At 72.8% G+C, this 26,640-nt stretch carries 27 protein-coding genes; 15 read left to right on the top strand and 12 right to left on the bottom strand.

Going from position 1 to position 26,640, the window contains the following annotated elements; genetic code table 11:
- Positions 1 to 151: 151 nt before the first annotated feature.
- Positions 152 to 589, bottom strand: a complete 438-nt coding sequence (locus ACZ4M3_RS05895) for a gamma-glutamylcyclotransferase family protein (RefSeq protein WP_453355310.1) — start codon at positions 587 to 589, stop codon at positions 152 to 154.
- Between the two features lie 210 nt (positions 590 to 799).
- Between ACZ4M3_RS05895 and ACZ4M3_RS05900 the strand changes: the two genes are divergently transcribed.
- Positions 800 to 2,239, top strand: a complete 1,440-nt coding sequence (locus ACZ4M3_RS05900; RefSeq protein WP_389662450.1) for an NAD(P)H-quinone dehydrogenase — start codon at positions 800 to 802, stop codon at positions 2,237 to 2,239.
- Between the two features lie 211 nt (positions 2,240 to 2,450).
- Positions 2,451 to 3,365 carry a DeoR/GlpR family DNA-binding transcription regulator gene (locus tag ACZ4M3_RS05905; RefSeq protein ID WP_467730810.1) on the top strand — a complete coding sequence of 305 codons (915 nt, stop codon included), beginning with the start codon at positions 2,451 to 2,453 and terminating at the stop codon, positions 3,363 to 3,365.
- A 164-nt stretch (positions 3,366 to 3,529) separates the two neighbouring features.
- Here ACZ4M3_RS05905 and ACZ4M3_RS05910 read toward each other — a convergent pair whose 3' ends face one another.
- Entirely contained in the window at positions 3,530 to 5,293 is a 1,764-nt protein-coding gene (locus ACZ4M3_RS05910; protein ID WP_467730399.1) for an acetyl/propionyl/methylcrotonyl-CoA carboxylase subunit alpha, read from the bottom strand.
- 380 nt (positions 5,294 to 5,673) lie between these two features.
- Between ACZ4M3_RS05910 and ACZ4M3_RS05915 the strand changes: the two genes are divergently transcribed.
- Positions 5,674 to 6,123 carry a hypothetical protein gene (locus ACZ4M3_RS05915; protein WP_467730400.1) on the top strand — a complete coding sequence of 150 codons (450 nt, stop codon included), beginning with the start codon at positions 5,674 to 5,676 and terminating at the stop codon, positions 6,121 to 6,123.
- Here the strand turns inward: ACZ4M3_RS05915 and ACZ4M3_RS05920 are convergent.
- The 4 genes from ACZ4M3_RS05920 to ACZ4M3_RS05935 all read right to left on the bottom strand — a co-directional run bounded on the left by ACZ4M3_RS05920 (position 6,104) and on the right by ACZ4M3_RS05935 (position 8,821).
- A complete protein-coding gene (locus ACZ4M3_RS05920; RefSeq protein WP_467730401.1) occupies positions 6,104 to 6,712 on the bottom strand; it encodes a Maf family protein in 609 nt (202 codons plus the stop codon). The genes ACZ4M3_RS05915 and ACZ4M3_RS05920 overlap by 20 nt on opposite strands.
- Before the next feature lie 43 nt (positions 6,713 to 6,755).
- Complete coding sequence (mmpB, locus tag ACZ4M3_RS05925; protein WP_453356949.1) at positions 6,756 to 6,890, bottom strand: morphogenic membrane protein MmpB; 135 nt, start codon at positions 6,888 to 6,890, stop codon at positions 6,756 to 6,758.
- Positions 6,891 to 7,003: 113 nt separating this feature from the next.
- On the bottom strand, positions 7,004 to 7,210 hold the full coding sequence (locus tag ACZ4M3_RS05930) for an acyl-CoA carboxylase epsilon subunit (protein WP_467730811.1): 207 nt from the start codon (positions 7,208 to 7,210) through the stop codon (positions 7,004 to 7,006).
- Between the two features lie 15 nt (positions 7,211 to 7,225).
- Positions 7,226 to 8,821, bottom strand: coding sequence for an acyl-CoA carboxylase subunit beta (locus ACZ4M3_RS05935; protein WP_467730402.1), 1,596 nt, complete (start codon positions 8,819 to 8,821; stop codon positions 7,226 to 7,228).
- A gap of 130 nt (positions 8,822 to 8,951) precedes the next feature.
- On the opposite strand from ACZ4M3_RS05935, the gene ACZ4M3_RS05940 reads away from it, so the two are divergent.
- The 5 genes from ACZ4M3_RS05940 (at position 8,952) to hutH (ending at position 14,881) form a co-directional block, all read left to right on the top strand.
- Positions 8,952 to 9,857, top strand: coding sequence for a biotin--[acetyl-CoA-carboxylase] ligase (locus ACZ4M3_RS05940; RefSeq protein WP_467730403.1), 906 nt, complete (start codon positions 8,952 to 8,954; stop codon positions 9,855 to 9,857).
- A gap of 167 nt (positions 9,858 to 10,024) precedes the next feature.
- A complete protein-coding gene (locus tag ACZ4M3_RS05945; RefSeq protein ID WP_453354634.1) occupies positions 10,025 to 11,200 on the top strand; it encodes an adenylate/guanylate cyclase domain-containing protein in 1,176 nt (391 codons plus the stop codon).
- Between the two features lie 26 nt (positions 11,201 to 11,226).
- On the top strand, positions 11,227 to 12,042 hold the full coding sequence (locus ACZ4M3_RS05950; RefSeq protein WP_467730404.1) for an enoyl-CoA hydratase/isomerase family protein: 816 nt from the start codon (positions 11,227 to 11,229) through the stop codon (positions 12,040 to 12,042).
- An 87-nt stretch (positions 12,043 to 12,129) separates the two neighbouring features.
- The gene (locus tag ACZ4M3_RS05955; RefSeq protein ID WP_467730405.1) at positions 12,130 to 13,242 is read left to right on the top strand and encodes a GGDEF domain-containing protein; all 1,113 of its coding nucleotides are present in this window, start codon (positions 12,130 to 12,132) and stop codon (positions 13,240 to 13,242) included.
- 97 nt (positions 13,243 to 13,339) lie between these two features.
- Positions 13,340 to 14,881: a histidine ammonia-lyase gene (gene hutH, locus ACZ4M3_RS05960; RefSeq protein WP_467730812.1), complete on the top strand. Its 1,542-nt coding sequence runs from the start codon at positions 13,340 to 13,342 to the stop codon at positions 14,879 to 14,881.
- An 80-nt stretch (positions 14,882 to 14,961) separates the two neighbouring features.
- Here hutH and ACZ4M3_RS05965 read toward each other — a convergent pair whose 3' ends face one another.
- Positions 14,962 to 15,303, bottom strand: a complete 342-nt coding sequence (locus tag ACZ4M3_RS05965; protein ID WP_467730406.1) for a hypothetical protein — start codon at positions 15,301 to 15,303, stop codon at positions 14,962 to 14,964.
- Between the two features lie 165 nt (positions 15,304 to 15,468).
- On the opposite strand from ACZ4M3_RS05965, the gene ACZ4M3_RS05970 reads away from it, so the two are divergent.
- The 5 genes from ACZ4M3_RS05970 to ACZ4M3_RS05990 all read left to right on the top strand — a co-directional run bounded on the left by ACZ4M3_RS05970 (position 15,469) and on the right by ACZ4M3_RS05990 (position 20,493).
- Positions 15,469 to 15,756, top strand: a complete 288-nt coding sequence (locus tag ACZ4M3_RS05970; protein ID WP_467730407.1) for a hypothetical protein — start codon at positions 15,469 to 15,471, stop codon at positions 15,754 to 15,756.
- A gap of 146 nt (positions 15,757 to 15,902) precedes the next feature.
- Positions 15,903 to 17,174: a L,D-transpeptidase gene (locus tag ACZ4M3_RS05975; RefSeq protein ID WP_467730408.1), complete on the top strand. Its 1,272-nt coding sequence runs from the start codon at positions 15,903 to 15,905 to the stop codon at positions 17,172 to 17,174.
- A 127-nt stretch (positions 17,175 to 17,301) separates the two neighbouring features.
- A complete protein-coding gene (locus ACZ4M3_RS05980) occupies positions 17,302 to 18,780 on the top strand; it encodes an ABC transporter permease (RefSeq protein ID WP_467730409.1) in 1,479 nt (492 codons plus the stop codon).
- 47 nt (positions 18,781 to 18,827) lie between these two features.
- Complete coding sequence (locus tag ACZ4M3_RS05985) at positions 18,828 to 19,505, top strand: ABC transporter ATP-binding protein (RefSeq protein WP_467730410.1); 678 nt, start codon at positions 18,828 to 18,830, stop codon at positions 19,503 to 19,505.
- 34 nt (positions 19,506 to 19,539) lie between these two features.
- Entirely contained in the window at positions 19,540 to 20,493 is a 954-nt protein-coding gene (locus tag ACZ4M3_RS05990; protein WP_467730411.1) for a GNAT family N-acetyltransferase, read from the top strand.
- Between the two features lie 7 nt (positions 20,494 to 20,500).
- Here the strand turns inward: ACZ4M3_RS05990 and ACZ4M3_RS05995 are convergent, their stop codons facing one another.
- Positions 20,501 to 21,397 carry a helix-turn-helix domain-containing protein gene (locus ACZ4M3_RS05995; protein WP_467730412.1) on the bottom strand — a complete coding sequence of 299 codons (897 nt, stop codon included), beginning with the start codon at positions 21,395 to 21,397 and terminating at the stop codon, positions 20,501 to 20,503.
- A gap of 149 nt (positions 21,398 to 21,546) precedes the next feature.
- On the opposite strand from ACZ4M3_RS05995, the gene ACZ4M3_RS06000 reads away from it, so the two are divergent.
- Positions 21,547 to 22,611, top strand: coding sequence for an NAD(P)-dependent alcohol dehydrogenase (locus ACZ4M3_RS06000; protein WP_467730413.1), 1,065 nt, complete (start codon positions 21,547 to 21,549; stop codon positions 22,609 to 22,611).
- Positions 22,612 to 22,645: 34 nt separating this feature from the next.
- On the opposite strand, the gene msrA is transcribed toward ACZ4M3_RS06000, so the two are convergent.
- Entirely contained in the window at positions 22,646 to 23,311 is a 666-nt protein-coding gene (gene msrA, locus ACZ4M3_RS06005) for a peptide-methionine (S)-S-oxide reductase MsrA (protein WP_467730414.1), read from the bottom strand.
- A gap of 149 nt (positions 23,312 to 23,460) precedes the next feature.
- The gene (locus tag ACZ4M3_RS06010) at positions 23,461 to 24,567 is read right to left on the bottom strand and encodes a hypothetical protein (protein WP_467730415.1); all 1,107 of its coding nucleotides are present in this window, start codon (positions 24,565 to 24,567) and stop codon (positions 23,461 to 23,463) included.
- Positions 24,568 to 24,669: 102 nt separating this feature from the next.
- Here ACZ4M3_RS06010 and ACZ4M3_RS06015 point away from each other — a divergent pair, with 102 nt between their 5' ends.
- Positions 24,670 to 25,827 carry a cystathionine gamma-synthase gene (locus tag ACZ4M3_RS06015; protein WP_467730416.1) on the top strand — a complete coding sequence of 386 codons (1,158 nt, stop codon included), beginning with the start codon at positions 24,670 to 24,672 and terminating at the stop codon, positions 25,825 to 25,827.
- A gap of 32 nt (positions 25,828 to 25,859) precedes the next feature.
- On the opposite strand, the gene ACZ4M3_RS06020 is transcribed toward ACZ4M3_RS06015, so the two are convergent.
- Together ACZ4M3_RS06020 and ACZ4M3_RS06025 are read right to left on the bottom strand one after the other, a co-directional pair.
- Entirely contained in the window at positions 25,860 to 26,114 is a 255-nt protein-coding gene (locus ACZ4M3_RS06020; protein WP_467730417.1) for a hypothetical protein, read from the bottom strand.
- A complete protein-coding gene (locus tag ACZ4M3_RS06025) occupies positions 26,111 to 26,560 on the bottom strand; it encodes a sigma factor-like helix-turn-helix DNA-binding protein (protein ID WP_467730418.1) in 450 nt (149 codons plus the stop codon). The genes ACZ4M3_RS06020 and ACZ4M3_RS06025 overlap by 4 nt, the downstream gene beginning before the upstream one ends.
- Positions 26,561 to 26,640 lie beyond the last annotated feature (80 nt).

A 26,640-nucleotide genomic window follows, 5' to 3' on the forward strand; every position in this document is an offset into this window, starting at 1 on the left:
CGGGGCGGAGCTCCAGGAAACCCGGCTCCGCCGGGCACCGGGCTCCGCCCGGACCCGCGCCTCAAACGCCGGCGAGGCTGGATCGGACCGCACGAAGCCCGGAAGGCGCCCCGGCGCCGAGCGGTGCGGGGGGCGCGGGCAGAAAACGCCGTCAGCAGGGGCGCTTGCGGAGTTCCATCACGTAGTCGTGCGGCGCGCCCGCGGACTCGGCCGCGTCCGCGATCTCGCCGAGGTAGCGGGCCGAGGGCAGGCCGCCCTCGTAGCCGTTCAGGACGTACACCCAGGCGGCCTCCTCGCCGTCCAGCGTGTGCACCCGGATCCGCATCCGGCGGTAGATGTCGAGCCCGACACCCTCCCACCGGTCCATCGAGTCCTCGTCCAGCGGCGCGACGTCGTACAGGGCGACGAAGACCTGCTGGCGCGGCGCTTCGACGATCGTCGCCAGCGCCCCCTCCCAGCCCATCTGCTCGCCGCCGAAGGTCAGCCGCCAGTCATTGATCCAGCCCGTGCCGCGCAGCGGCGAATGCGGAGCGCGGCGCGTCATCAGCCGCGGGTCGAGGTTGCCGGCGTACGCGGCGTAGAGCGACATGAGGTCGAGGGTACGGGAGGGGCGGCCCGGGCGGCGTGCCCGGATGGATGACCGGGGGATGACCGGATCGGCGGACCGGACGGCGGGACCGGGCGTGAAGCACCTTGAAGCGTGCGGGACAATGGGGCACGGAATGCATCCCCCGGGGAGACCCCCCGGAAGCCCCGGCCGGGGCGGCAGCCGGCCGGGTAGACGTGAGGCGGAGTTTTCGTGACCCGGATCGTGATCATCGGCGGCGGACCCGGCGGGTATGAGGCGGCCCTCGTAGGGGCTCAGCTCGGCGCGGAGGTGACCGTCGTGGACTGCGACGGACTCGGCGGCGCCTCGGTACTGACCGACTGCGTGCCCTCCAAGACCCTCATCGCGACCGCCGAGGTCATGACGACCTTCGACTCGTCGTACGAGGAGCTGGGCATCGTCGTCGCGGACGACACCCCGCACATCGAGCAGGCCGCGCGCGTCGTCGGCGTCGACCTCGGCAAGGTGAACCGGCGCGTCAAGCGCCTCGCGCTCGCCCAGTCGCACGACATCACCGCCTCCGTGACCCGGGCGGGCGCACGCGTCCTGCGCGGCCGCGGCAAGCTCGGCGGCCCGCAGGGCATCGACGGCACCCGGGACGTCATCGTCACCGCGGCCGACGGCTCCGAGACGGTCCTGACCGCCGACGCGGTGCTGATCGCGACCGGCGGCCACCCCCGCGAGATCCCCGACGCGATGCCCGACGGCGAGCGCATCCTGAACTGGACCCAGGTCTACGACCTCGACGAGCTGCCCGAAGAGCTCATCGTGGTCGGCTCGGGTGTGACCGGCGCCGAGTTCGCCGGCGCCTACCAGGCCCTCGGTTCCCGCGTCACGCTGGTGTCCTCCCGCGACCGGGTGCTGCCGGGCGAGGACCCGGACGCCGCCGCCGTCCTGGAGGACGTCTTCCGCCGCCGCGGCATGAACGTCATCGGCCGCTCGCGCGCCGAGTCCGCCAAGCGGGTCGGCGACCGGGTCGAGGTCACCCTCTCCGACGGCCGGGTCATCAGCGGCACGCACTGCCTGATGGCGGTCGGCGCCGTCCCCAACACCCAGGGCATGAACCTGGAGGAGTCCGGGGTCCGGCTCAAGGAGTCCGGCCACATCTGGACCGACAAGGTGTCGCGCACGTCCTCGCCGGGCGTCTACGCCGCCGGTGACGTGACCGGTGTGTTCGCGCTGGCCTCCGTCGCCGCCATGCAGGGCCGGATCGCGATGTACCACTTCCTCGGCGACGCGGTGGCCCCGCTGAACCTCAAGACGGTCTCCTCGAACGTCTTCACCGACCCCGAGATCGCCACCGTCGGCTACACCCAGGCCGACGTGGACGCGGGCAAGATCGACGCCCGCGTCGTGAAGCTCCCGCTGCTGCGCAACGCGCGGGCCAAGATGCAGGGCATCCGGGACGGCTTCGTGAAGCTGTTCTGCCGTCCCGGCACCGGGATCGTGGTCGGCGGCGTGGTCGTCGCGCCGCGCGCCAGCGAGCTCATCCACCCCATCTCGATCGCCGTGGACAACAACCTGACGGTGGAGCAGATCGCAAACGCGTTCACCGTGTACCCCTCCCTGTCCGGTTCGATCGCCGAGGTGGCGCGCCAGCTGCACACCCGCAAGGTCGCCGGGGAGGCGTAACCGCCGCGAACCGCCCTGTTCCGCAAGGGATTTGGGGTGACGGGAGGGGCGATCGCGGACTGTTCACGCAACTGTCCGGCCGCGTATACCACTTGTCGCCCCACCTTATGGACAACTTCGGTATTCCGGCGGAAGGAGCTGAAAGCAGTCGGTCGCCCGGGTTACTGTCAGTTTCGTGTTCGCTGCAGAACGTCGCCAATTGATCCTCGAAATGGTGCGGGCCAACGGAGCGGTATCGCTCCGTGAGCTCGCCCGCGTCGTCCAGACCTCCGAAGTGACCGTACGGCGGGACGTGCGGGCACTGGAGGCAGAAGGACTCCTCGACCGCCGGCACGGCGGTGCGGTCTTGCCGGGCGGTTTCACGCGGGAGTCCGGCTTTCCGCAAAAGTCCCATCTCGCCACCGCGGAGAAGACGGCCATCGCCGACGTCGCGGCCGGCCTCGTCGAAGAGGGCGAGGCCGTGGTCGTCGGCGCGGGTACCACCACCCAGGAGCTGGCCCGCCGGCTCGCGCGGGTACCCGGGCTGACCGTGGTCACCAACTCGCTGCTCGTCGCCCAGGCGCTGGCGCATGCCAACCGGGTCGAGGTGGTGATGACCGGCGGCACCCTGCGCGGTTCCAACTACGCGCTCGTCGGCAGCGGCGCCGAACAGTCCCTCCAGGGGCTGCGGGTGTCCCGGGCCTTCCTCAGCGGCAGCGGCCTGACGGCCGAACGCGGGCTGTCCACGTCCAACATGCTGTCCGCGAGCGTGGACCGGGCGCTGGTGCAGGCCGCCGCGGAGGTGGTGGTCCTCGCCGACCACACCAAGCTGGGCACCGACACCATGTTCCAGACCGTGCCGACGGACGTCATGACGCGGCTGGTGACCGACGAGCCGCCGCCGCACGACGACCGGGCCGCCACCGAACTCCAGGCGCTGGCCGACCAGGGCGTGCAGATCACGGTGGCGGGCGGCGCGACGGCCTCCGGCGGGGACGGCATGGCGGGCCGCCGGCCGCGGCGGGAGTCGCCGCTGCCGGTGCAGCGTCGGGGCGGCCCGACGACGCAGCTGCGCAGTGCGCCGGCCGGGTTGCTGGAGCAGCAGGCCGGTGAGCGGGCGCGGGTGGCGGACATGCGGCGGCGCTAGGGCGTCCGGCCGCGGCGCCGCCTCGCTGCGCGGCCCCGGCTGCGCCGGGCTCCGCCCCGCACACCCCGCGCCTCGAACGCCGGCCGGCTGAAAAGACCGCCGGGGCTGAGAAGGGACAACGCGAAGGCCCCCGCCCGAATGGGCGGGGGCCTTCGCGTAGGGCGTCAGTCCTTGATCTCGCAGATCGTGGCGCCCGAGGTGAGGGAGGCGCCGACCTCGGCCGAGAGGCCGACGATGGTGCCCGAGCGGTGGGCGTTCAGCGGCTGTTCCATCTTCATGGCCTCCAGGACGACGATCAGGTCGCCCTCGTTGACCTGCTGGCCCTCCTCGACCGCGACCTTGACGATCGTGCCCTGCATCGGCGACGCCAGGGTGTCGCCCGAGGCGGCCGGGCCGGACTTCTTCGCCGCGCGGCGCTTGGGCTTGGCGCCGCCCGCGGCGGCCGTGCGGGCCAGCGTCATGCCCAGCGAGGACGGCAGGGAGACCTCCAGGCGCTTGCCGCCGACCTCGACCACCACCGTCTCGCGGCCGGGCTCCTCGTCGGAGTCCTCGGCGGCCGGCGCCGTGAAGGCCGGGATCTCGTTGACGAACTCGGTCTCGATCCAGCGGGTGTGGATCGAGAACGGGGTGCCGTCGGCCGGGGCGAACGCCGGGTCGGCGACGACCGCGCGGTGGAACGGGATGGCCGTGGCCATGCCCTCGACCTCGAACTCCGCCAGGGCGCGGGCGGCGCGCTGGAGGGCCTGCTCGCGGGTGGCGCCGGTGATGATCAGCTTGGCGAGCAGCGAGTCCCAGGCGGGGCCGATGACCGAACCCGACTCGACACCCGCGTCCAGGCGGACACCCGGACCCGAGGGCGGGGCGAACTTCGTCACGGTGCCCGGCGCGGGCAGGAAGCCGCGGCCCGGGTCCTCGCCGTTGATGCGGAACTCGAACGAGTGACCGCGCAGCTGCGGGTCGTCGTAGCCGAGGGCCTCGCCGTCGGCGATGCGGAACATCTCGCGCACCAGGTCGAGGCCGGTGACCTCCTCGGTGACCGGGTGCTCGACCTGGAGGCGGGTGTTGACCTCCAGGAAGGAGATGGTGCCGTCCGTGCCGACGAGGAACTCGACGGTGCCGGCGCCCACGTACCCGGCTTCCTTCAGGATCGCCTTGGACGCCGCGTACAGCTCGGCGTTCTGCGCCTCGGTGAGGAACGGCGCGGGGGCTTCCTCGACCAGCTTCTGGTGGCGGCGCTGGAGCGAGCAGTCACGGGTGGAGACGACCACCACGTTGCCGTGGGTGTCGGCCAGGCACTGCGTCTCGACGTGGCGCGGCTTGTCGAGGTAGCGCTCGACGAAGCACTCGCCCCGGCCGAACGCGGCGACGGCCTCGCGCACCGCGGAGTCGTACAGCTCGGGGACCTCTTCGAGGGTGCGGGCGACCTTGAGGCCGCGACCGCCGCCACCGAAGGCGGCCTTGATCGCGATGGGCAGGCCGTGCTCCTGCGCGAACGCCACGACCTCCTCCGCCCCGGACACCGGGTCCGGGGTGCCGGCGACCAGCGGGGCGCCGGCGCGCTGGGCGATGTGCCGGGCGGCGACCTTGTCACCGAGGTCGCGGATCGCCTGCGGCGGCGGGCCGATCCAGGTCAGGCCCGCGTCGAGAACGGCCTGGGCGAAGTCCGCGTTCTCGGACAGGAAGCCGTACCCGGGGTGGATGGCGTCAGCTCCGGAGTCGGCTGCTGCCTGGAGGACCTTCTTCATGTCCAGGTAGCTGGCGGCCGGGGTGTCACCGCCCAACGCGAACGCTTCGTCTGCCGCGCGGACGTGCAGCGCGTCCCGGTCCGGGTCGGCGTAGACGGCTACGCTCGCGATCCCGGCATCCCGGCAGGCACGGGCAACGCGGACAGCGATTTCGCCACGGTTGGCGATGAGCACCTTGCGCACGATGGCTTCCTCCTAGAAACAAGCTGAGTTTAGGGACAGCTGACACGGCCTTTCGACCCCTATCCGCAGGTGAGCTTCCCCACACGGAGCGTGATAGCGAGACTTGCCCGAGCCCAGAAACCCTTGTGTCGCCCCAGGTCAGGGAGATCCCCGACTGCACAGTAACCCCGTGGCGCGGCCAAGGTCTCTGTTCACCGGGTCAGCGGCCCCTGCTGAATCTTTGTGGAGTCCCTACGAACGGCCTATGCATTCTTTGCGTGAGAGCCGTCACGCGGACCCGTCCGTAACGAAGCTGCCCCCACCCCTTGTCCCCGCGTTTACCGGTGAGTAGCCTCCAGGCGTCGAACAGGCTTGTGGCTTCTGGGGGGATGGGGGCGTCGGTGCTGCGCAGACTCGTGGCCGGGCTGGCCGCGACCGTGCTCGTCGTGGAAGCGGCGGTGCTCGTACTGGTGCACGTCGTGCTGGCCAAGACGACGCAGAGCCAGTCGATGTCCATCGCCGGCAGTGATCCGGACCTCATGGCCGGGGCGACCTACGGCCTCGGCGCCGCGATGGGCGCCTTCCTGCTGTTCTGCGCCGTCCTGCTGGCCGTCATCGCCGTACGGGACCGCGAGCCCGGCCGCTTCGCCCGCGTCGTGCTGGTGACCGCCGCCGTCACCCACGCGGTGCTCGGCGCCGTCGCCCTCGGGCTGGTGGGCTGGGGCGCCTTCGCCGTCCTGATGCTGATCCTGTGCCTGCTCGTACTGACGCTGGTGCTCTACGCCGGGCCCGAGGACGCCCAGGACGCCCCGCCGCCCGGGTACCAGGGGCTCAGGCCCACAAATCCGTGATGGAGACGCCCAGTTCGCCCAGCAGGGAGCGCAGCAGCGGCAGGGAGATGCCGATGACGTTGCCGTGGTCCCCGTCGATGCCGTCGATGAAGGGCGCCGACAGGCCGTCCAGCGTGAAGGCGCCCGCCACGTGCAGCGGCTCGCCGCTGGCCACGTACGCGGCCACCTCGGCGTCCGTCGGCTCGCCGAAGCGGACCGTCGTGGAGGCGGTGGCCGACACCTGACGGCCGCTCGCCGTGTCGATCACGCAGTGCCCGGTGCGCAGCACCCCGGCCCGGCCGCGCATGGACTTCCAGCGGGCCGTCGCCTCCTCGGCGTCGGCCGGCTTGCCCAGCGCCTCCCCGTCGAGCTCCAGCACGGAGTCACAGCCGATCACCAGCGCCCCCGCGGCCTCGTCCAGGGCCGCGACCACGCCGGCCTTGGCCTCGGCCAGCGCCAGCGCCAGTTCGGCGGGGGTGTCGGCGCTGAGGGCGTCCTCGTCGAAACCGCTGACGATCACGTGCGGGGCCAGCCCGGCCTGCCGCAGCAGGTTCAGCCGGGCGGGCGAGGCGGAGGCGAGGACGACGGAGCGGGGCGCGGCAGCAGTCATGCCAGTCATCGTAGGGGCGCGCGCGGGCGGCCGCGCAGCCGGTTCAGAAGGGGCCCACGCCCAGCACGTACACCACGACGGCCATGGCGAGGGCGAGCACCACGATCAGCCGCCGCAGCATCGCTTGCGCCTCGCGCATGTCCTTCGGCGGCTCGTCCTTCGGGTCTGACCAGAGCATCCTCCGATCCTTGCCCCGCGGACGCCGGTGGCGCCTGAGTACGGGTACTCAGGCGCCACCGTCCGTTCATGCCATCTTCGCGGGCCGCACGGCGGCGGCCCTTCGCCGACGGCCTACGCGGGCCAGTAGGTACGGCCCCAGGCGCGCGGCCCCGGCCGCGGCAGCGTCCGCCGTGCCACCCGGGCGGGCGCCGCCCACTCGTCCGGGACCCGGGGCGCGCCCGACGGCGCGGACGCCAGCGCCGCCGCGCGCGCTTGGACCACCGCCAGTGCGGCGGCCAGCTCCTCCGGGGTCGGGTTCCCCTTCACGACCTTGATCACCACTGGACGGACCTCCTAGAGGGGGATGTTGCCGTGCTTCTTCGGGGGCAGGGACTCCCGCTTGGTCCGCAGCTGGCGCAGCCCCTTCACCACGTGGGCCCGGGTCTCCGACGGCATGGCCACCGCGTCGATGTACCCGCGCTCGGCGGCCGTGTAGGGGTTCAGCAGGGTGTCCTCGTACTCGGCGATGAGCCGGGCCCGCGTCTCCTCCCCCTCGCCGGCGGCCTCGGCCTCGGCGATCGTCCGGCGGTGCAGGATGTTCACCGCGCCCTGCGCGCCCATGACGGCGATCTGCGCGGTCGGCCAGGCCAGGTTCAGGTCCGCGCCGAGGTGCTTGGAGCCCATGACGTCGTACGCGCCGCCGAAGGCCTTGCGGGTGATGACGGTGATCAGCGGGACGGTGGCCTCGGCGTAGGCGTAGATCAACTTCGCGCCGCGCCGGATGATTCCGTTGTACTCCTGGTCGGTGCCCGGCAGGAAGCCCGGTACGTCGACGAACGTCAGCACCGGGACGTTGAACGCGTCGCAGGTCCGCACGAAGCGGGCGGCCTTCTCGGAGGCGTTGATGTCCAGGCAGCCGGCGAACTGCATCGGCTGGTTCGCGACGATGCCCACCGGGTGGCCCTCGACCCGGCCGAAGCCGGTGAGGATGTTCGGCGCGAACAGCGACTGCGTCTCCAGGAACTCGCCGTCGTCGAGGACGTGCTCGATCACGGTGTGCATGTCGTACGGCTGGTTGGCGCTGTCCGGGATCAGCGTGTCGAGCTCGCGGTCGAGGTCGGTGACCTCGGTGTCCGTCTCCTCGGGGAACGCGGGCGGCTCCGAGAGGTTGTTCGAGGGGAGGTACGCCAGCAGGGACTTGACGTACTCGATGGCGTCCTTCTCGTCGCCCGCCATGTGGTGCGCGACGCCCGAGGTGGAGTTGTGGGTGCGGGCCCCGCCGAGCTCCTCGAAGCCCACGTCCTCGCCGGTGACGGTCTTGATGACGTCGGGGCCGGTGATGAACATGTGCGAGGTCTGGTCGACCATCACGGTGAAGTCGGTGATGGCGGGGGAGTACACGGCACCGCCGGCGCAGGGGCCCACGACCAGGCTGATCTGCGGGATCACCCCGGAGGCGTGCACGTTGCGGCGGAAGATCTCGCCGTACATGCCGAGGGCGCTGACGCCCTCCTGGATGCGGGCGCCGCCGGAGTCGTTGATGCCGATGACCGGGCAGCCGGTCTTCAGCGCGAAGTCCATCACCTTGATGATCTTCTGGCCGTAGACCTCGCCGAGGGCGCCGCCGAAGACGGTGAAGTCCTGCGAGAACACGGCGACCGGCCGGCCGTCGACCGTGCCGTAGCCGGTCACGACGCCGTCGCCGTAGGGGCGGGTCTGCTCCAGCCCGAAGGCGGTCGAGCGGTGCCGGGCGAATTCGTCGAGCTCGACGAACGACCCCTCGTCCAGCAGCAGCCCGATCCGCTCACGCGCCGTCAGCTTCCCCTTGGCGTGCTGCTTCTCCACCGCCCGCGCGGACCCGGCGTGAGTGGCTTCGTCGATCCGGCGCTGCAGATCCGCGATCTTGCCCGCGGTGGTGTGCATGTCGATCGGCTCTGAGGGTTGTGACATCGGGGCGCGGCTCCCTGTGTGGTGTCAACTGCCTGGTCAATTGATGGACTGCTGCTGGCTACTCGTGCGTAGCGTATCGGCGGGCATGGCGCTCGGCAGTGCGGCGTTTGACACACCTACTGTGGGTTGCATGACGCCATCAGATGCATCAGGAGGAACTCCGACAGGAGCTTCCGCAGGCCGTTGGTCGAGCCTTGAGCGGCCGCCCCTCAATGCCGCCGCGTTGCGGCGGCATCTCGTCGGGGAGGGGTTGTGGACTTCGCTGGAGGTGGTCGCGGCCACCGGGTCGACGAACACCGATCTCGCCGCGCGGGCCGGGGAGCTGCCCGAGGGGGCCGTGCTCGTCGCCGAGGAGCAGAGCGCCGGGCGGGGGCGGCTCGACCGGAGCTGGGTCGCGCCCGCCCGGTCCGGGCTGTTCTTCTCGGTGCTGCTCAAGCCCGGCCCGGGGGTGCCCGAGGAGCGCTGGGGGTGGCTGACCCTGCTCGCCGGGGTGGCCACCGCTACCGGGCTGTCCCGGGCGGCGGGCGTGGACACCGTCCTCAAGTGGCCCAACGACCTGCTGGTCACCGTCGACGGCGAGGAACGCAAGACGGGCGGCATCCTCGCGGAGCGCGTCCCCGGGGGCCCCTCCCAGGCCGGAGGCTCTGAGGGAGCCGTGGTCGTCGGGATCGGGCTGAACGTCACGCTGACCGAGGACGAGCTGCCGGTCGACACCGCGGGCTCCCTCGCCCTGGCCAAGGCCACCGTGACCGACCGGGAGCCGCTGCTCAAGGCCGTACTGCGGTCCCTGGAGCAGTGGTACGAGGCCTGGCGCGCGGCCGGCGGCGACCCGGCGGCCAGCGGCCTCCAGGAGACGTACGCGGCCGGCTGCGCGACGCTCGGCCGGCACGTCCGGGCGGACCTGCCCGGCGGCCGCACCATCACCGGGACGGCCGAAGCGGTCGACGCGGACGGCCGGCTCGTGATCCGGAGCGCGGACGACGAGCGGCTGGCCGTGGGCGCCGGGGACGTGGTCCACCTGCGCTCCGTGCGGTAGCGGCCGGGCGGCCCGATCGGGCGGACGGACCGGGGAGTGAGCTACGGCACACCTGCCGTATGGTTTTGGAGGCACCCCCCAGCGGTAGCCGGCGGAGATCCCGGTCCTTGCCGTGATCAACCGGTTCGGAAGTCGGAATTGCGTACGGAATGGACAGGAGGCGGCCCTTGACCGTCGACGACCCTACGTCCGGCGCGTCCGGGTCCGGGTCCGGCACGGGGGCGACCCAGGCCGGTTCCGGCAGCACCCCGATCGGGCGGGACCAGCACACTCCCCACCACGAGGTGGACCACACCGTCCAGCCGACGGCCGACCCGCTGGCCATCCGGCTGGAGCAGCTCATCCTGGGCGCCGAGCGCCGCTACACCCCGTTCCAGGCCGCCCGCAGCGCCGGCGTCTCGATGGAGCTCGCCTCCCGGTTCTGGCGGGCCATGGGCTTCGCCGACATCGGGCAGGCCAAGGCCCTCACCGAGGCGGACGTACTGGCGCTGCGCCGGCTCGCCGGTCTGGTGGAGGCGGGGCTGCTGAGCGAGCCGATGGCGGTGCAGGTGGCGCGGTCCACCGGGCAGACCACCGCCCGGCTGGCCGAGTGGCAGATCGACTCCTTCCTGGAGGGGCTGACGGAGCCGCCGGAGCCGGGCATGACCCGTACCGAGGTCACGTACCCGCTGGTCGAGCTGCTGCTGCCGGAGCTGGAGGAGTTCCTCGTCTACGTGTGGCGGCGCCAGCTGGCGGCCGCCACCGGGCGCGTGGTGCAGGTGGCGGACGACGAGGAGATGGTCGACCGGCGGCTCGCGGTGGGCTTCGCGGACCTGGTCGGCTTCACCCGGCTGACCCGGCGGCTGGAGGAGGAGGAGCTCGGCGAGCTGGTCGAGGCCTTCGAGACGACGGCGGCGGACCTGATCGCCGCCTACGGCGGCCGGCTGATCAAGACGCTGGGCGACGAGGTGCTGTACGCGGCGGACGACGCGGCGACGGCGGCGGAGATCGCGCTGCGGCTGATCGAGACGATGGAAGCGGATCCGCAGATGCCGGAGCTGCGGGTCGGCATCGCGTTCGGCACGGTGACGACCCGGATGGGCGACGTCTTCGGGACCACGGTGAACCTGGCGAGCCGGCTGACCTCCATAGCCCCCAAGGACGCGGTGCTGGTGGACGGGGCGATGGCCGAGGAGCTCGGCCGCACCGGGGCCGCGCCGGTCTCCGAGAAGGAGTCCGAGTCGGAGGAGGGCGGCGGCGCCTACCGGTTCGCGCTCCAGCCGATGTGGCAGCGGCCGGTGCGCGGGCTCGGGGTCGTGGAGCCCTGGTCGCTGACGCGGCGGACGCCTAGGATCCCCGGGTAACGTTCGTTAACCGGGAGGGCTGTCCTGTGGCGTCGAAGAGCGTGGCGGCGGAGACCGTGGAGTCGGAGTTCCTGGCCGTACGCCGGCATGAGGACGGGGTCGCCGAGCTGGTCCTGGACCGGCCCAAGGCGATGAACGCGGTGTCGACGGGCATGGCCCGGGCCATCGGGGACGCGTGCGCGCGGCTGGCGGCGGACGCCTCGGTACGGGTGGTCGTGCTGTCCTCGGCGGTGGAGCGGGCGTTCTGCGTGGGCGCCGACCTCAAGGAGCGCAACGCGATGTCGGACGCCGAGCTGGTGCGGCAGCGGCCGACGACGCGGGGTGCGTACGGGGGCGTGCTGGAGCTGCCGGTGCCGACGATCGCGGCGGTGCACGGCTTCGCGCTCGGCGGCGGCTTCGAGCTGGCGCTGGCCTGCGACGTGATCGTGGCCGACGAGACGGCGGTGGTCGGGCTGCCGGAGGTGTCGGTCGGCGTGATCCCGGGCGGCGGCGGTACGCAGCTGCTGCCCAGGCGGGTCGGTGCGGCCCGCGCGGCGGAGCTGATCTTCACGGCGCGCCGGGTGGCGGCGCCGGAGGCGCTGGCGCTGGGCCTGGTGGACTCGGTGGTCGCGGCGGGGACGGACCGCGCGGAGGCGCTCGCGCTGGCGGCCCGGATGGCGGCGAACTCGCCGGTCGGACTGCGCGCGGCGAAGCGGGCGCTGCGGCTGGGGCACGGGATGGACCTGGCGGCCGGGCTGGAGATCGAGGACGCGGCGTGGCGGACGGTGGCGTTCTCCGGCGACCGCGCCGAGGGCGTGGCGGCGTTCAACGAGAAGCGCAAGCCGCAGTGGCCCGGGGTCTAGGTGTCCGGTCGGCGCTGGTGATCTTGAGTTCTGCGGGAAAACGCGGCGATTGTCACCAAATCAGATAAAACTCCCTAACCTGTTGTGATGGGACTTGACGGGCGGCTCCGGGCCGTCGTGGGCCTCGCGCAGGCCATGGCGGCGGCGGGCGCGCCCCGGGACAGTGTGCGGGCGGCCGCGCGGGGGGCCCGGCTGGCCATGGACGGGTCGTTCGCCGCCATCTCCGCGTGGGAGCGCGAGCGCGGCCGGCTGCGCGTCCTCGTGAACGAGGGCGAGCGGCGGGCGGGGGAGGAGGAGTTCCCCGAGGACGAGTCCTACCCGGTGCACGAGTTCCCCGAGATCACCGAGTTCCTGCACGAGCGCTGGGTCGGCGGCGCCGGCCCGCACGCCTGGGTCGAGGGCGCGAGCGGCGGCCGGCCGGGCCGGCGCGGCGAAGCGCTGCGGCTGCGCGGACGCGGCAGCTGCGTGGTCGCGCCGATCGTGCTCAGCGGCCGGGCCTGGGGGGAGCTGTACGTCGCCCGGGACGAGGGGCTGGCGGACTTCGACGAGGACGACGCGGAGTTCGCGACCGTCCTGGCGGCCGTCGTGGCCGCCGGGCTCGCGCAGAACGAGCGCCTCGAAGAGGCCCGGCGCCTCGCGTTCACCGACCCGCTGACCGGGCTGGCCAACCGGCGGGCCGTCGACATGCGGCTCGACGAGGCCCTGGAGGAGCACCGGCGCACGGGGGCCGTGGTCAGCCTCGTGGTGTGCGACCTGAACGGGCTCAAGCGGGTCAACGACACCCTCGGGCACGCCATGGGGGACCGGCTGCTTGAGCGGTTCGGTTCCGTGCTGAGCCTGTGCGGGGCCATACTGCCCGGCGCGCTGGTGGCCAGGCTCGGCGGCGACGAGTTCTGCCTGGTCAGCGTCGGTCCGTCGGCGGACGAGGTGGTGCGGGTGACCGAGCAGGTGTGCCTGCGCGCCGCCGAGCTGGAGCTGGGCGAGGGCGTGGCCTGCGGGGTCGCCTCCACCGGCGATCCCATCGGGCCCCTGAAGTCCTCCCGGCGGCTGTTCCGGCTCGCCGACGCGGCCCAGTACAAGGCCAAGGCCGCCCGCTCGCGGGGGCCCGTGGTGGCCGGGCGGGACAGCGCGGTGGTGCGGCTGGCCGACGCGGCGCAGGCGGGCAGGGGAGAGCGGCGCCGGTTCCGAGGCCGGGCGTAGCGGCCCGTCGCGGCCCGGCGTAGCAGCCTGTAACGACTGCTCCACCAAGTCGCTAGTGACATGAAGAGATTCAGTCCGTAGGGTGCTGAATATGGATATGCACACTGTCGTGGTGGGAACGTCCGGGACCACCGCCGAGGACGTCATCGCCGTCGCCCGCGGCAACGCGCGGGTCGAGCTGTCCGGCGAGGCGCTGGACGCCCTGGCCCGCGCCCGCGAGATCGTCGACGCGCTCGCCGCCAAGCCCGAGCCGGTCTACGGGGTGTCCACCGGTTTCGGTGCCCTCGCCTCCCGGCACATCAGCCCCGAGCTGCGCGCCCAGCTCCAGCGCAACATCGTCCGCTCGCACGCCGCCGGCATGGGCCCGCGGGTCGAGCGCGAGGTGGTGCGCGCCCTGATGTTCCTCCGGCTCAAGACCGTGGCCTCCGGCTTCACCGGGGTCCGGCCCTCCGTCGCGCAGACCATGGCAGCCGTGCTGAACGCCGGGATCACGCCGGTCGTGCACGAGTACGGCTCCCTCGGCTGCTCGGGAGACCTCGCCCCGCTCTCGCACTGCGCGCTGGCCCTGATGGGCGAAGGCGACGCCGAGGGCCCCGACGGGGTCGTGCGCCCCGCGGGCGAGCTGCTCGCCGAAGCCGGGATCGAGCCGGTCGAGCTGCGCGAGAAGGAGGGCCTGGCCCTCCTCAACGGCACCGACGGCATGCTCGGCATGCTGATCATGGCCCTCGCCGACCTCGGCAAGCTGTACACCTCCGCCGACATCACGGCCGCGCTGACCCTGGAGGCGCTGCTCGGCACCGAGAAGGTCCTCGCGCCCGAGCTGCACGCCATCCGCCCGCACCCCGGCCAGGGCGCCTCCGCCGCCAACATGGCCGCCGTCCTGGAGGGCTCGGGCCTCGTCCGCCACTTCCAGGAGGAGACCGCCCCGCGCGTCCAGGACGCCTACTCGGTGCGGTGCGCCCCGCAGGTCGCCGGCGCGGGCCGCGACACCATGGCGCACGCCGCCCTGGTCGCCTCGCGGGAGCTGGCCTCGGCCGTCGACAACCCGGTGGTGCTGCCCGACGGCCGGGTCGAGTCCAACGGCAACTTCCACGGCGCCCCCGTCGCGTACGTACTGGACTTCCTGGCCATCGCCGCCGCCGACCTGGGCTCCATCGCCGAGCGCCGCACCGACCGGCTGCTCGACAAGAACCGCTCGCACGGCCTGCCGCCGTTCCTGGCGGAGGACGCCGGCGTGGACTCCGGTCTGATGATCGCCCAGTACACGCAGGCCGCGCTGGTCAGCGAGATGAAGCGGCTCGCGGTTCCCGCCTCCGCCGACTCGATCCCCTCCTCCGCCATGCAGGAGGACCACGTCTCGATGGGCTGGTCGGCCGCGCGCAAGCTCCGTACCGCGATCGACAACCTGACCCGGATCGTCGCGATCGAGCTGTACGCGGCCACCCGCGCCATCGAGCTGCGCCACGGGCTCACCCCGTCCCCGGCCAGCCGGGCCGCCATCGCGGCGGTGCGGGAGGCGGGTGTGGAGGGTCCCGGGCCGGATCGTTTCCTCGCCCCCGACCTGGCCGCCGCCGACGCGTTCGTGCGGTCCGGTGCGCTGGTCGCCGCCGTGGAGGCGGTCACCGGCCCGCTCGCCTGAGCGCGCCTGATCCACCGCGGGAAGGGCCGCGCCCCGGGACTCCCCGGGGCGCGGCCCTTCTCCTGTCTGCGGGCGCCGTCCTACTGCGTGCGCGAGCGCCGTACGGAGAAGGTGACGAAGCCGGCTCCGACGCCCAGGCAGAGCGCGCCGCCCAGCAGGTAGGGGCTGGTGTCGACGCTGCCGGTGTCGGCGAGCGCGAGGGGCAGGGCGGCGGCCTCCCGGGGTGCCGAGACGTCCACCACCGCGGCGGTGTCGCTGAGCGTGGCCCGGTTCTCCTGGGCGGGCCCGCTGCGCTGGTCGGACGGCGCGGAGCGGCCGGGCGACCGGTCCGGTGCGGTGGCGTTCGCCGACGGCACGAACCAGAGGGCGGCGAGGAGGGTGGTCGCTCCGAGAGCGGTGAGCAGCGATCGGCGTGCGGACACGGTGCGATCCCCCTTGTGGCAGCAGCGAATTGGCCGTGTGCGCCGATGCTAGTGAAAGGGGCGGGTCGTGGGAAAGTCGAGGCATCCCCGGGGCTTACTCTCCGTCGTATGAACTCTTCTGACACCTCACGGTACGTACGACTTCGGGTTGATTTGGTCCTGGAAGTGACCGACACCACAGCGCTCACCGGCGCCGCCCTCGCCCACATCAAGGCCGACGAGTTCATGCCGGACGAAGAGCGCGGCCACGCCGAGGCGGCGGTGGGTGCGGACGAGTCGGAGGCCCTGGCCTACCTCGTCGACCCCACTGACCTGGTCGCGGACATCCCCGGCGTGGAACTGGCCCAGGCCTCCTGGAGCAGCGAGCCCGTCGAATACGACCCCGAGTCCATGGAGTGGGACATGGACGAGGAGGATGGTGACTTCGAAGAAGAGGTGACCGACAACGCTTGACCGTGGGGTTGCCCACATCCCAACGGAATGTGGAACCGAAACGGGTCATTCACGCGTTGTCACAACCGTGGGCAGGAGGCATGGCCTCCTGCCCGGTGGGTACCTTCCAGCGGCAGTTGGGAGGGAACTCGGGGGTTCCGGCAACGATGGAGTGGCGTGTGAGGACGGACAGCATGCGGCGGAAGAGGTCCCTGGTGGCCATTTCCGCCGTCCTCGGTGGCGTACTGGTGCTTTCGGCGTGTAACGGCGGAGGTGACCAGCCCAAGGGCAGCGGACAGGCCTCGGAGAAGTCGCAGGCCGACGTCGACGCGGCGGCGGCCAAGGACGCCTCGAAGGCCCGAATAGCCATCACGCCCAAGGACGGCGCCACCAACATCGGCCTGAACGACGCCACCAGCGTGACCGTCAGTGACGGCACTCTCACGAAGGTGGAGCTCAAGACCTCCGACGGGGCGGACGTGCCGGGCAAGATGTCCGCCGACGGCAAGAGCTGGAAGCCGGAGGGCGCCCTCAAGCGCTCGACCAAGTACGCCCTGGCGGCCAGCGCCAAGGACGAGGCGGGCCACGAGGCGCACGAGAACGCCTCGTTCACCACCGTCTCCCCGGAGAACAGCTTCATCGGCTCGTTCGTGCCGGACGAGGGCCAGACCGTCGGCGTGGGCATGCCGGTCTCGATCACCTTCAACAAGCCGATCAAGGACCAGAAGGCCGTCCAGGCGGCCATCAACGTCTCGTCCAGCAGCGGCCAGGAAGTCGTCGGCCACTGGTTCGACGCGCAGCGGCTGGACTTCCGCCCGGAGCAGTACTGGCAGGCGAACTCCACCGTCACGCTGAAGCTCGCGCTGGACGGCGTCCAGGGCGCCCCGGGCATCAAGGGCGTGCAGAACAAGACCGTCACCTTCAAGATCGGCCGGAGCCAGGTCTCCACGGTCGACGCGAAGACCAAGAAGATGACGGTCACCCGGGACGGCCAGGTCATCAAGACCATCCCGATCTCGGCGGGCTCCCCGTCCAACCCGACCTACAACGGCCAGATGGTGATCTCCGAGAAGTTCAAGGAGACCCGGATGGACGGCGCCACCGTCGGCTTCAAGAACGGCGAGGGCAAGGGCGAGTACGACATCAAGGACGTCCCGCACGCCATGCGGCTGTCCACCTCGGGCACGTTCATCCACGGCAACTACTGGGGCGCCGACTCGATCTTCGGCAGCGTCAACACCAGCCACGGCTGCGTCGGCCTGAACGACACCCAGGGCGCCAACGACCCGAACACGGCGGGCGCGTGGTTCTTCGACAACTCGCTCATCGGCGACGTGGTCACCGTCATCAACTCCCCGGACAAGACCATCAAGCCCGACAACGGCCTCAACGGCTGGAACATGAGCTGGGCGGAGTGGAAGGCCGGCTCGGCCTCCTGACGCCCCGGGCACTGTGACCCGCGCGAACGGCGGGGAACCCTGACGGGTTCCCCGCCGTTCGCCGTTCTCATCCGACTCTTACCTCCGGCTTACCCGGCGATCACGGGCGCTGCCTACGTTCGGCGCCATGTTCTTCACCTACCTCCGGCGCGAGTTGCGCCGCCGCCGCAAGGCGGCGCTGGTCGTCGCGTCCGGCCTCGCCGTCGGTATCGCCCTCGTCATCGTCGTCAGCTCCGTCTCGGCGGGCATGGCCCAGGCCCAGGGCAAGGTCCTGCAGTCCCTCTACGGGCTGGGCACCGACATGACCGTCACCAAGGCCCAGCCCGCGCAGGGGGAAGGGGGCGACGCCGGCCGCCCGCGCTTCAAGTTCGACGCCAAGGGCGAAGGGGACGCGGGCGCCGGCACCGACCAGAGCCGTGACCTGGTGATGCCCCAGGGCTTCCAGACCCTCGACTCCGCGACCGTGGGCAAGGTGGCCGGACAGGACGGCGTCGCCCAGGCCGTCGGCGGCCTCAGCCTCCAGGTGACGAAGGTCAACGGGCAGTTCAAGCGCGGCGAGTTCCGCAGGGGCCAGGGCGGCGGCGGGGCGGCGGGCGGTACGGCCGGCAAGCCGGGCGCCGGCGGCGGCGACACCGTCGAGGGCGGCGGCGCCGACTTCTCCGTCAACTCCTACTCCGTCTACGGCGCGGACGTCACCCAGCCGAAGCTGGGCCCGCTGACCACCTCCAAGATCACCTCGGGCCGGGCCTTCGCGGCGGCCGACAAGGACGCGGCCGTCACCGTCGTCGACAGCGCGTACGCCCAGAAGAACAACCTGGCCGTCGGCTCCGACCTCACCGTCAAGGGCACCGCGTTCAAGGTCGTCGGCATCGCCACCGCCGACAGCGGGGACGCCGCCGCCAACCTCTACGTCCCCCTGCACCAGGCCCAGAGCCTCGCCGAGACCCCCGACAAGATCACCACGGTCTACGTCCAGGCCAAGGACTCCCAGGCCATCGGCTCCGTCAAGCAGGCCATCCAGAAGAACGTCCCGGACACCACCGTCACCACCTCCGCCGACCTCGCCGACACCGTCTCCGGCTCGCTGTCCACCGCCGCCTCGCTCGCCTCCACCGTCGGCGCGTGGCTCTCGTACGTCGTGCTCGCCGCCGCCTTCCTCGTCGCCGGTCTGCTCACCTCCTCCGCCGTCTCCCGGCGCGTGCGGGAGTTCGGCACCCTCAAGGCGCTCGGCTGGAAGAGCGGCCGCGTCACCCTCCAGGTCGCCGGAGAGGCCCTGGTCAACGGCCTGATCGGCGGGGTCCTCGGGATCGGCGTCGGCCTGGCCGCCGCGTACGCGATCACCGCTGCCAGTCCCACCCTCACCGCCAAGCTGGCCGGCGCCGCCGGGCGCGGCGGCATGCGGTTCGGGGGCGGGGGCGGCGGGATGCGCGCCGCGCGCCAGAGCGCCGGCAAGGCCCTGGACGTGGCCCTCACCGCGCCGGTGTCCCTGTCCGTCATCGGCCTGGCCGTCGCCCTCGCCGTCGCGGGCGGCCTGATCGCGGGCGGCTTCGGCGGCTGGCGGGCGTCGCGGCTGCGGCCGGCGGACGCGCTGCGCCGCGTCGAATAGCCCGCAGGCCCGACCCTCCCCACTTCCCGATCTAGCGAGGCAACGAGATGTACCAACTCAGCGGAGTCACCAAGCGCTACCGGCGCGGCAAGCAGTCCGTCGACGCGCTCGCCGGCGTGGACCTCACCATCGAGGACGGCGGCCGGCTCGTCATCCAGGGCCCCACCGGCGGCGGCAAGTCCACCCTGCTCCAGATGCTCGGCGCCCTCGACCGGCCGACCGAGGGCCAGGTCGTCCTCGACGGTCTGGACCTGGCGACCGTCTCCGAGGCCCGCCTCACCCGGGTCCGGGCCGAAACCATCGGCTTCGTCTTCCAGTCCTTCAACCTGATCCCGACGCTGACGGCGCAGGAGAACGTGGAGACGGCCCTCGTCCCCCTCGGCCTCAAGGCGCGCGAGCGCCGCACGCGGGCGGCCGAGGCGCTGGAGTCGGTCGGCCTGGGCGAGCGGACCGGCCACCTGCCCGGCGAGATGTCCGGCGGTCAGCAGCAGCGCGTCGCGATCGCCCGGGCGCTGGTCAAGCGGCCGAAGGTGCTACTGGCCGACGAACCGACCGGCAACCTGGACGAGTCGATGCGCGACGAGGTGATGGACCTGCTCGAAGGGCTGTGGAAGGAACACGGCCTGACCTTCGTGATGGTCACCCACGACAGCGCGCTCGCCAAGCGCGCACCGCGCGTGGCGACGATCCGCAAGGGCCGGGTGACGGTGACGGAAAACCCCTGAGCGCGACGCGCTGACCAGCACTTAGGGTCCGGGCATGAACGTTCACACCCTGTCCGTGCCCCCGTCCGACGCCGAAGTCGACGCCTGGCTGGCCGTCCTGACCGCGGCGGCGGCCGCCGACGGGGGGCCGGTGCCCACCCGGGTGGCGGTCGCCGGGCGGCTGCGGGTGCCGCCGCTGCCGCGCCGGGCCGTGAACTGGGCGCGCGACGACGGCGCCGGCGTCGCCTCCCTGGTCCTGTTCACGGACCCGGGCAACGCGCACACCGGGTACCTGGACGTACTCGCCGTACGTCCGGACGCGCGCCGGCGCGGCGTCGGCACGCAGCTGTGGGAGCGGATCCGTACGGAACTCCTCGCGCAGGGCCGCACCTCGATCAGCACCCTCGTCGACCTCGGCGGCCCGGGGCAGGCCTTCGCGGAGTCGCTCGGCTTCGAGAACGTGCTGCCGATGGGCTGGTACGTCCAGGACGTCACGCGCCCGATACCGCGGCAGGCACCCGTCCCGCCCGGTTACGAGCTGGTGTGCTGGCCCGGCCTGGTGCCGCCGGAGTGGGCGGACGCGTCGGCCGTCGCCCACGGGGCCATGGCGGACGCGCCGAGCGGGGACACGGACCTGCAGTTCCGGGGATGGACGGCGCAGCGCGTGCACGCGGCCCAGCAACTGATCCTGGACCGGGGCGGGGAAGTGACCACGGTCGCCGCGGTCACCCCGGCGGGGGAGGTCGCGGCGTACACCGTCCTCGTCCTCCCCGACCTGGCGGACCCGCGCGCCCTCCAGTACGACACGGTCGTCGTCCCGGCCCACCGGGGCCGGGGGCTGGGCCGGGCCGTCAAGCTGGCGATGCTCGCCGACGCCAGGTCGCGGTACCCCGCACTGCGCGAGGTCGAAACGACCGTGGCCGACGAGAACGCCCCGATGCGGGCGGTCAACGCCGGCCTCGGCTACCGGTACGAGCGGGCGGCGGCCGTGTTCCGGCTGCGGCTCTGAGACGCCGTCACTGCCCGGCGGGCTCACCCGAACCCACCGCATGGGACGGGACCGGGCCCGCCGCCGACCAGGACGCCAGCAGGCGCAGCGCGTCCTCCGAGGAGGAGCCCGGGGCGGCGTGGAAGGTGATCAGCGACTGCTCGGAGTCGTCCGGCAGGGCCAGCGTCTCGAACGCCAGGCTCAGCTCCCCCACCAGAGGGTGCTTCAGCTGCTTCACACCGTGCGTCTTGTCGTCCGCCAGGGTGTGCGCGGCCCACAGCCGGCGGAACTCCTCGCTCTTCACCGACAACTCCCCGACCAGCGCGGACAGCTGCTCGTCCTCCGGGTGCCGGCCCGCGTACAGCCGCAGGTAGCTCACCACCTGGCACGCCCGGCACTCCCACTCCGCGTACAGCTCGGCCGTCGCCGGGTCCAGGAACACCATCCGGACCAGGTTCCGCTCCTGCGCCGGGAGCGCGCCGAAGTCCCCGAACACCGCCGTCGCCATCCGGTTCCAGGCCAGCACGTCCTGCCGCCGGCCCACCAGGTACGCCGGTACGCCCTCCATCGCGTCCAGCAGCACGCGCAGCTGCGGGCGGACCTGCTCCGGGCGGCGCGAGGGACGGCGCCGGCGCGGCCGCGGGCTCGCCAGGTGCGTCAGGTGCGCCGACTCGGTGCCGTCCAGCCGCAGGGCCCGGGCGATGGCGTCCAGTACGTCCGCCGACACGTTCTGCCCGTGCCCCTGCTCCAGCCGCGTGTAGTACGCCACCGACACGCCCGCCAGCTGCGCCAGCTCCTCCCGGCGCAGGCCGGGAACCCTGCGGTGGCGCCCGTAGTCCGGCAGCCCCACGTCCTCGGGGCGCAGGCGCGCCCGGCGCGAGCGGAGGAACTCGCCCAGTTCGGCGCGCTGATCAAGCTGGTCCATAACCCCAGTATCGCCGGGCCGTCGACCGCCAGCCTGACCCCGCCAGTAGTAGGACCAGCGGTCCTATGCTCCGCAGGGGGCTGGGTGAGCACCGCCGCGCCGGGCATCGTAGGACGCACCGCACCACGGAAACTCAGGAGAAGCAGCGCATGTCCGCCACTCAGCACACCCCGCTCGCCCAGGTCGCCGCGTACGCCGCCCCCGCACCCAAGGCTCCGCTGGAGCGCACCACCATCGCGCGCCGCCCGGTCGGCGAGCACGACGTACTCATCGACATCAAGTACTCCGGCATCTGCCACTCCGACATCCACCAGGTCACCGACGGCTGGGGCGAGGGCATCTACCCCATGGTCCCGGGCCACGAGATCGCCGGAGTCGTCACCGAAATCGGCGCGGGCGTCACGAAGTTCGCGGTCGGCGACCACGTCGGCGTCGGCTGCTTCGTCGACTCCTGCCGCGCCTGCGAGTACTGCCTGCGCGGCCAGGAGCAGTTCTGCGTCCAGGGGATGACCGGCACGTACAACGCCCTGGGCAAGGACGGGCAGCCCACGTACGGCGGCTACTCCACGCACATCGTCGTCGACGAGAACTACACCGTCCGCATCCCCGACGGTCTCGCCCTCGACGTCGCCGCCCCGCTGCTGTGCGCGGGCATCACCCTCTACTCGCCGCTGCGGCACTGGCAGGCGGGCCCGGGCAAGAAGGTCGCGATCGTCGGCCTCGGCGGGCTCGGGCACATGGGCGTGAAGATCGCACACGCGCTGGGAGCGGAGGTCACCGTCCTGTCCCAGTCGCTGCGCAAGAAGGAGGACGGCCTCAAGCTGGGCGCCGACCACTACTACGCGACGAACGACGAGAGCACCTTCGAGGAGCTCGCCGGCAGTTTCGACCTGATCGTGTCCACCGTCTCCGCCCCGCTCGGCCTCGACGCGTACCTCGGACTGCTCAAGGTCGACGGCGCTCTGGTGAACGTCGGGGCCCCGGAGGAGCCGGTCTCGCTGAACCTGTTCTCGGTCATCGGCGGCCGCAAGACCGTCGCCGGCTCCATGATCGGCGGCATCGCGGAGACGCAGGAGATGCTCGACTTCTGCGCCGAGCACGGGCTGGGCGCAGAGATCGAGCTCATCAGCGCCGACGCAATCAACGAGGCGTACGAGCGGGTCCAGGCGAGCGACGTCCGCTACCGCTTCGTCATCGACGCCGCCACCATCTGACCCACCGCCCCCGTGCCGCCGCCGGCCGGCTCCCTCAGCCGTCGGCGGCGGCCACGCCGATGGGGCAGGAGACCCCGGTGCCGCCGATGCCGCAGTAGCCGCCCGGGTTCTTGTCCAGGTACTGCTGGTGGTGTGCTTCGGCGGGCCAGAAGGGGCGCTCCGACGCGGGCAGGACGGCGGTGGTGATCTCGCCGTGGCCCGAGGCGGTCAGCACGCGCTGGTAGGCCTCGCGGGAGGCTTCGGCCTCCGCCTGCTGGGCGGCGGAGTGGGTGTAGACGGCAGAGCGGTACTGGGTGCCGATGTCATTGCCCTGGCGGAAGCCCTGGGTGGGGTCGTGGGACTCCCAGAACAGCTTCAGCAGCGTGGCGTAGGAGACCAGCGACGGGTCGAAGACCACCCGGACGACCTCGGTGTGGCCGGTCAGGCCCGAGCACACCTCCTCGTACGTCGGGTTCTGCGTGTAACCGCCCTGGTAGCCGGCCAGGGTCGTCCACACCCCCGGGGTCTGCCAGAACTTGCGCTCCGCACCCCAGAAACAGCCCAGCCCGAAGTCGGCCACCGCGAGGTGCGGGGGGTAGGGCCCGGCGAGCGGATTGCCGAGCACGGTGTGCACGGCGGGCACGTCGAAGAGGGGCTCGGGACGGCCCTTGAGGGCCTCCTCGCGGGTGGGGAGCTCGGGCGTACGGCGGTACGAGAACATGGATTCCCTCCTAGTGGTCTCCCTTTAACGGCCGGGGCCCGGCCCGGATTCCCCGGCCCGCCCCCGTCCCCGGCAGACCCCGTACCCGGCAGAAGCCCCGGGTCCGAACGAGCCGGTCCGACGTACGCCGGACCGGCTCGTTCGGCAGGTCAGTGGGGGAGGGTGGCCGGGGAGCCGCCGTTGGCCTCGTAGCCGGCGACCGCCAGGGCCCGGTGGATCGCGTACGCCGCCGCCGGGTCCGGGGAGGCCGACCACGGGAGGGCGCCCACGTAGCCGTCCACGTGCCGGACCTGCTCCATCGCCTCCGCCCAGCGCTCCATCCGCACCAGGAACAGCAGCAGCATGTGCCGTACGTGCGCCAGCATCGGGTCGTCCGGGCGCGCCGAGCCCACCGCGTACAGCGCACCCTCCACCGCCCGGGTCACCACCGCGCTGCGCCAGAACGTCGACACCATCAGCACCTCCGGCAGGTGCTCGTACACCGCGAACAGCGGCAGCGCCGCCAGCAGCGAGCCCTGCGGGGCGCGGGCCGCCGCCGCGTGCGCGAAGGCGTCGGCCTGCTCCCGCGAGCCGTGCCACTTCTCGCACCAGTAGTTCAGCGCCGCCAGGTGCGCGCCCATGTGCGCCGGGGCCACGTCGATCACCTTCGCCCACAGCGCGTCGTACTCCGCCTCCGAGTACCCCAGCGCCCGCCCGACGGCCAGCTCCGTGATGTACGGCACCGGGTCGCCCGGCGCCAGCAGCGCCGCCCGGCCGCACGCCTCGCGGGCTTCCTCCAGGATGATCCGGTGGTCGGTGGAGCCCACCCCGCCCGAGTGCCGCCACGCCTGCTGCACCAGCAGCTCCGCGTGCACCTGCGCGCCGCCCGCGTCCTTCGGCGCGTCCAGCCGCCACGACTTGAGCCACAGCGCCCCCTGTCCCGGGTGCTCGGCGAGCTCCAGCGCGGCCGCGCCGCCGAAGGCCTGCACGCGCTGCCAGCGCAGCTCCCCGGCCGCCGGGGTGCCGGCCAGCAGCTGCGAGGCGGCCTGCCAGCCGCCGGTGCGGCGCACGTTCTCCAGGGCGTCCATCAGGTCCGGGTCGGGTCCGGGCACCCGGACGTCGAGCTCCTCCTGCCGGTCGAATCCGTAGTCCGCCGGGTCGGCGGCGTCGGGGCTGCCGGGCGCGACCAGCCGCACACCGCCCCGCCTGCGCCGCAGATACGGACCCAGGGCGGCCAGGATCAGCCCGACCGCGATCAGGAACCACAGAATCTCCATGGTCCCAGCGAACCAGACGCACCCCGGCGAACGCGAATGCCCTCCCCGCGCTCCCCGGCCCGGGCAGGACCCGCGGGGCCGGTGGGGCATAGCATCTGCCCCATGAGCGACGACAGCCACGAGCACCAGAGCTTCGAGACCCGCGCGATCCACGCGGGCAACACGGCGGACCCGCTGACCGGCGCGGTCGTGCCCCCGATCTACCAGGTGTCCACGTACAAGCAGGACGGCGTCGGCGGCCTGCGCGGCGGCTACGAGTACAGCCGCAGCGCCAACCCGACCCGCACCGCCCTGGAGGAGAACCTCGCGGCACTGGAGGGCGGCGTGCGCGGCCTCGCGTTCGCGTCCGGGCTCGCCGCCGAGGACTGCCTGCTGCGTACGCTGCTGGCCCCGGGCGACCACGTGGTCATCCCGAACGACGCCTACGGCGGCACCTTCCGCCTCTTCGCGAAGGTCGTCTCCCGGTGGGGCGTCGAGTGGTCGGTGGCCGACACCTCCGACGCGGAGTCCGTGCGCGCGGCGCTGACCCCGAAGACCAAGGCCATCTGGGTCGAGACCCCCTCGAACCCGCTGCTCGGCATCACCGACATCGCCATGGTGGCCGACATCGCGCGCACGGCCGGCGCCAAGCTGGTCGTCGACAACACCTTCGCCTCGCCCTACCTCCAGCAGCCGCTCGCCCTGGGCGCCGACGTGGTCGTGCACTCGCTGACGAAGTACATGGGCGGCCACTCCGACGTGGTCGGAGGCGCCCTCGTCACCGCCGACGCGGCGCTGGGCGAGGAACTGGCCTACCACCAGAACGCGATGGGCGCCGTGGCCGGCCCCTTCGACTCCTGGATCGTGCTGCGCGGCATCAAGACCCTCGCGGTGCGCATGGACCGGCACGCGGAGAACGCCGCCAAGATCGTCGAGGTGCTCAAGCGGCACCCGAAGGTCACCAAGGTCCTCTACCCGGGCCTGCCCGAGCACCCGGGCCACGAGGTCGCCGCCAAGCAGATGCGCAACTTCGGCGGCATGGTCTCCTTCCAGGTCGAGGGCGGCGAGGAAGCGGCGGTCGCCGTGTGCGACCGGGCCCGGCTGTTCACGCTCGGCGAGTCCCTCGGCGGCGTCGAGTCCCTCATCGAGCACCCGGGCCGGATGACCCACGCCTCGGTCGCCGGTTCGGCGCTGGAGGTCCCGGCGGACCTGATCCGCCTCTCCGTCGGCATCGAGAACGCGGACGACCTGATCGCGGACCTGACCCGGGCCCTGGGCTAGGTCCCTGCCGGCCGCCCCGCGCCGGGCGGTGGCTACCAGCCCTCCAGGGGCGGGGAGACACCGCTCGGCGGCGTCACCCACGGGCGGGTCACGACGGCCCACACCGTGAACGCCGCGGCCGCCGCGAGGAGCACCGCCCAGCCGAACCGCCGTACCGCGCGGTAGCGGCGCAGCAGCCGGGCACCACGAGCCGCGGCTGCCGTCGCCAGCCCGGACGGCACCGGCGGGTGCGGGCCCTCCAGCAGCCGCCTGACCTGGTCCTCCTTGGGGTCCGGGAACCCGCTCACGGCGTGCTGCCCCCGTCGGCCGCCGCGGCGCGCAGCTTGGCGAGGGCCCCGCCGCGCAGCGCCGCCACCCGCTCGGGCGGCAGCCCCAGCTGCGCGGCCGTGACCTCCTCCGCGACGCCCTCGTACACCCGCAGCACCAGCACCAGCCGCTCCTGCGGGCTCAGCGGCGCGAGCAGCCCGCTGCCGCCGGGGTGCCGCCAGGCGGTGCGGGCGTACGAGGCGCACAGCTGTCGCCGGGTGAAGTCGTACGGGTCGTCCGCGCGCAGCCGGCGCCAGTGCGCGTACGTCCGGGCCAGCGCGCCCGCGAGGAGCCGGCGCGCGGTGGGCGGGTCGCCCTCCGGCTCGGCCGTCAGCAGGACCGCGACGTGCAGGAGCCGGCCCGCCGCGCCCGCGACGAACGCCTCGAACTCCGCGAAGGTCCCCGTCCGGTGGTCGACAGCCGCCATGGCCCATATGGTGCGGCCGGGGGGACCACCCCGGTCAAGGGGCGGGACGGGGCCGGCTGCGCGCGCGCCCGGCCCGGCGG

The organism is Streptomyces sp. NPDC026522 (genome assembly GCF_055567555.1).

Coding starts and splice junctions, on each gene's coding strand:
- ACZ4M3_RS06010 (WP_467730415.1), bottom strand. CDS start 24,567: ATGGAGATTCTGTGGTTCCTGATCGCGGTCGGGCTGATCCTGGCCGCC.
- msrA (WP_467730414.1), bottom strand. CDS start 23,311: ATGTTCTCGTACCGCCGTACGCCCGAGCTCCCCACCCGCGAGGAGGCC.
- ACZ4M3_RS05995 (WP_467730412.1), bottom strand. CDS start 21,397: ATGGACCAGCTTGATCAGCGCGCCGAACTGGGCGAGTTCCTCCGCTCG.
- ACZ4M3_RS05940 (WP_467730403.1), top strand. CDS start 8,952: ATGACGCCATCAGATGCATCAGGAGGAACTCCGACAGGAGCTTCCGCA.
- ACZ4M3_RS05920 (WP_467730401.1), bottom strand. CDS start 6,712: ATGACTGCTGCCGCGCCCCGCTCCGTCGTCCTCGCCTCCGCCTCGCCC.
- ACZ4M3_RS05935 (WP_467730402.1), bottom strand. CDS start 8,821: ATGTCACAACCCTCAGAGCCGATCGACATGCACACCACCGCGGGCAAG.
- ACZ4M3_RS05990 (WP_467730411.1), top strand. CDS start 19,540: ATGAACGTTCACACCCTGTCCGTGCCCCCGTCCGACGCCGAAGTCGAC.
- hutH (WP_467730812.1), top strand. CDS start 13,340: ATGCACACTGTCGTGGTGGGAACGTCCGGGACCACCGCCGAGGACGTC.
- ACZ4M3_RS05980 (WP_467730409.1), top strand. CDS start 17,302: ATGTTCTTCACCTACCTCCGGCGCGAGTTGCGCCGCCGCCGCAAGGCG.
- ACZ4M3_RS05985 (WP_467730410.1), top strand. CDS start 18,828: ATGTACCAACTCAGCGGAGTCACCAAGCGCTACCGGCGCGGCAAGCAG.
- ACZ4M3_RS06000 (WP_467730413.1), top strand. CDS start 21,547: ATGTCCGCCACTCAGCACACCCCGCTCGCCCAGGTCGCCGCGTACGCC.
- ACZ4M3_RS05975 (WP_467730408.1), top strand. CDS start 15,903: ATGGAGTGGCGTGTGAGGACGGACAGCATGCGGCGGAAGAGGTCCCTG.
- ACZ4M3_RS06015 (WP_467730416.1), top strand. CDS start 24,670: ATGAGCGACGACAGCCACGAGCACCAGAGCTTCGAGACCCGCGCGATC.
- ACZ4M3_RS05905 (WP_467730810.1), top strand. CDS start 2,451: ATGGTGCGGGCCAACGGAGCGGTATCGCTCCGTGAGCTCGCCCGCGTC.
- ACZ4M3_RS05895 (WP_453355310.1), bottom strand. CDS start 589: ATGTCGCTCTACGCCGCGTACGCCGGCAACCTCGACCCGCGGCTGATG.
- ACZ4M3_RS05955 (WP_467730405.1), top strand. CDS start 12,130: ATGGGACTTGACGGGCGGCTCCGGGCCGTCGTGGGCCTCGCGCAGGCC.
- ACZ4M3_RS06025 (WP_467730418.1), bottom strand. CDS start 26,560: ATGGCGGCTGTCGACCACCGGACGGGGACCTTCGCGGAGTTCGAGGCG.
- mmpB (WP_453356949.1), bottom strand. CDS start 6,890: ATGCTCTGGTCAGACCCGAAGGACGAGCCGCCGAAGGACATGCGCGAG.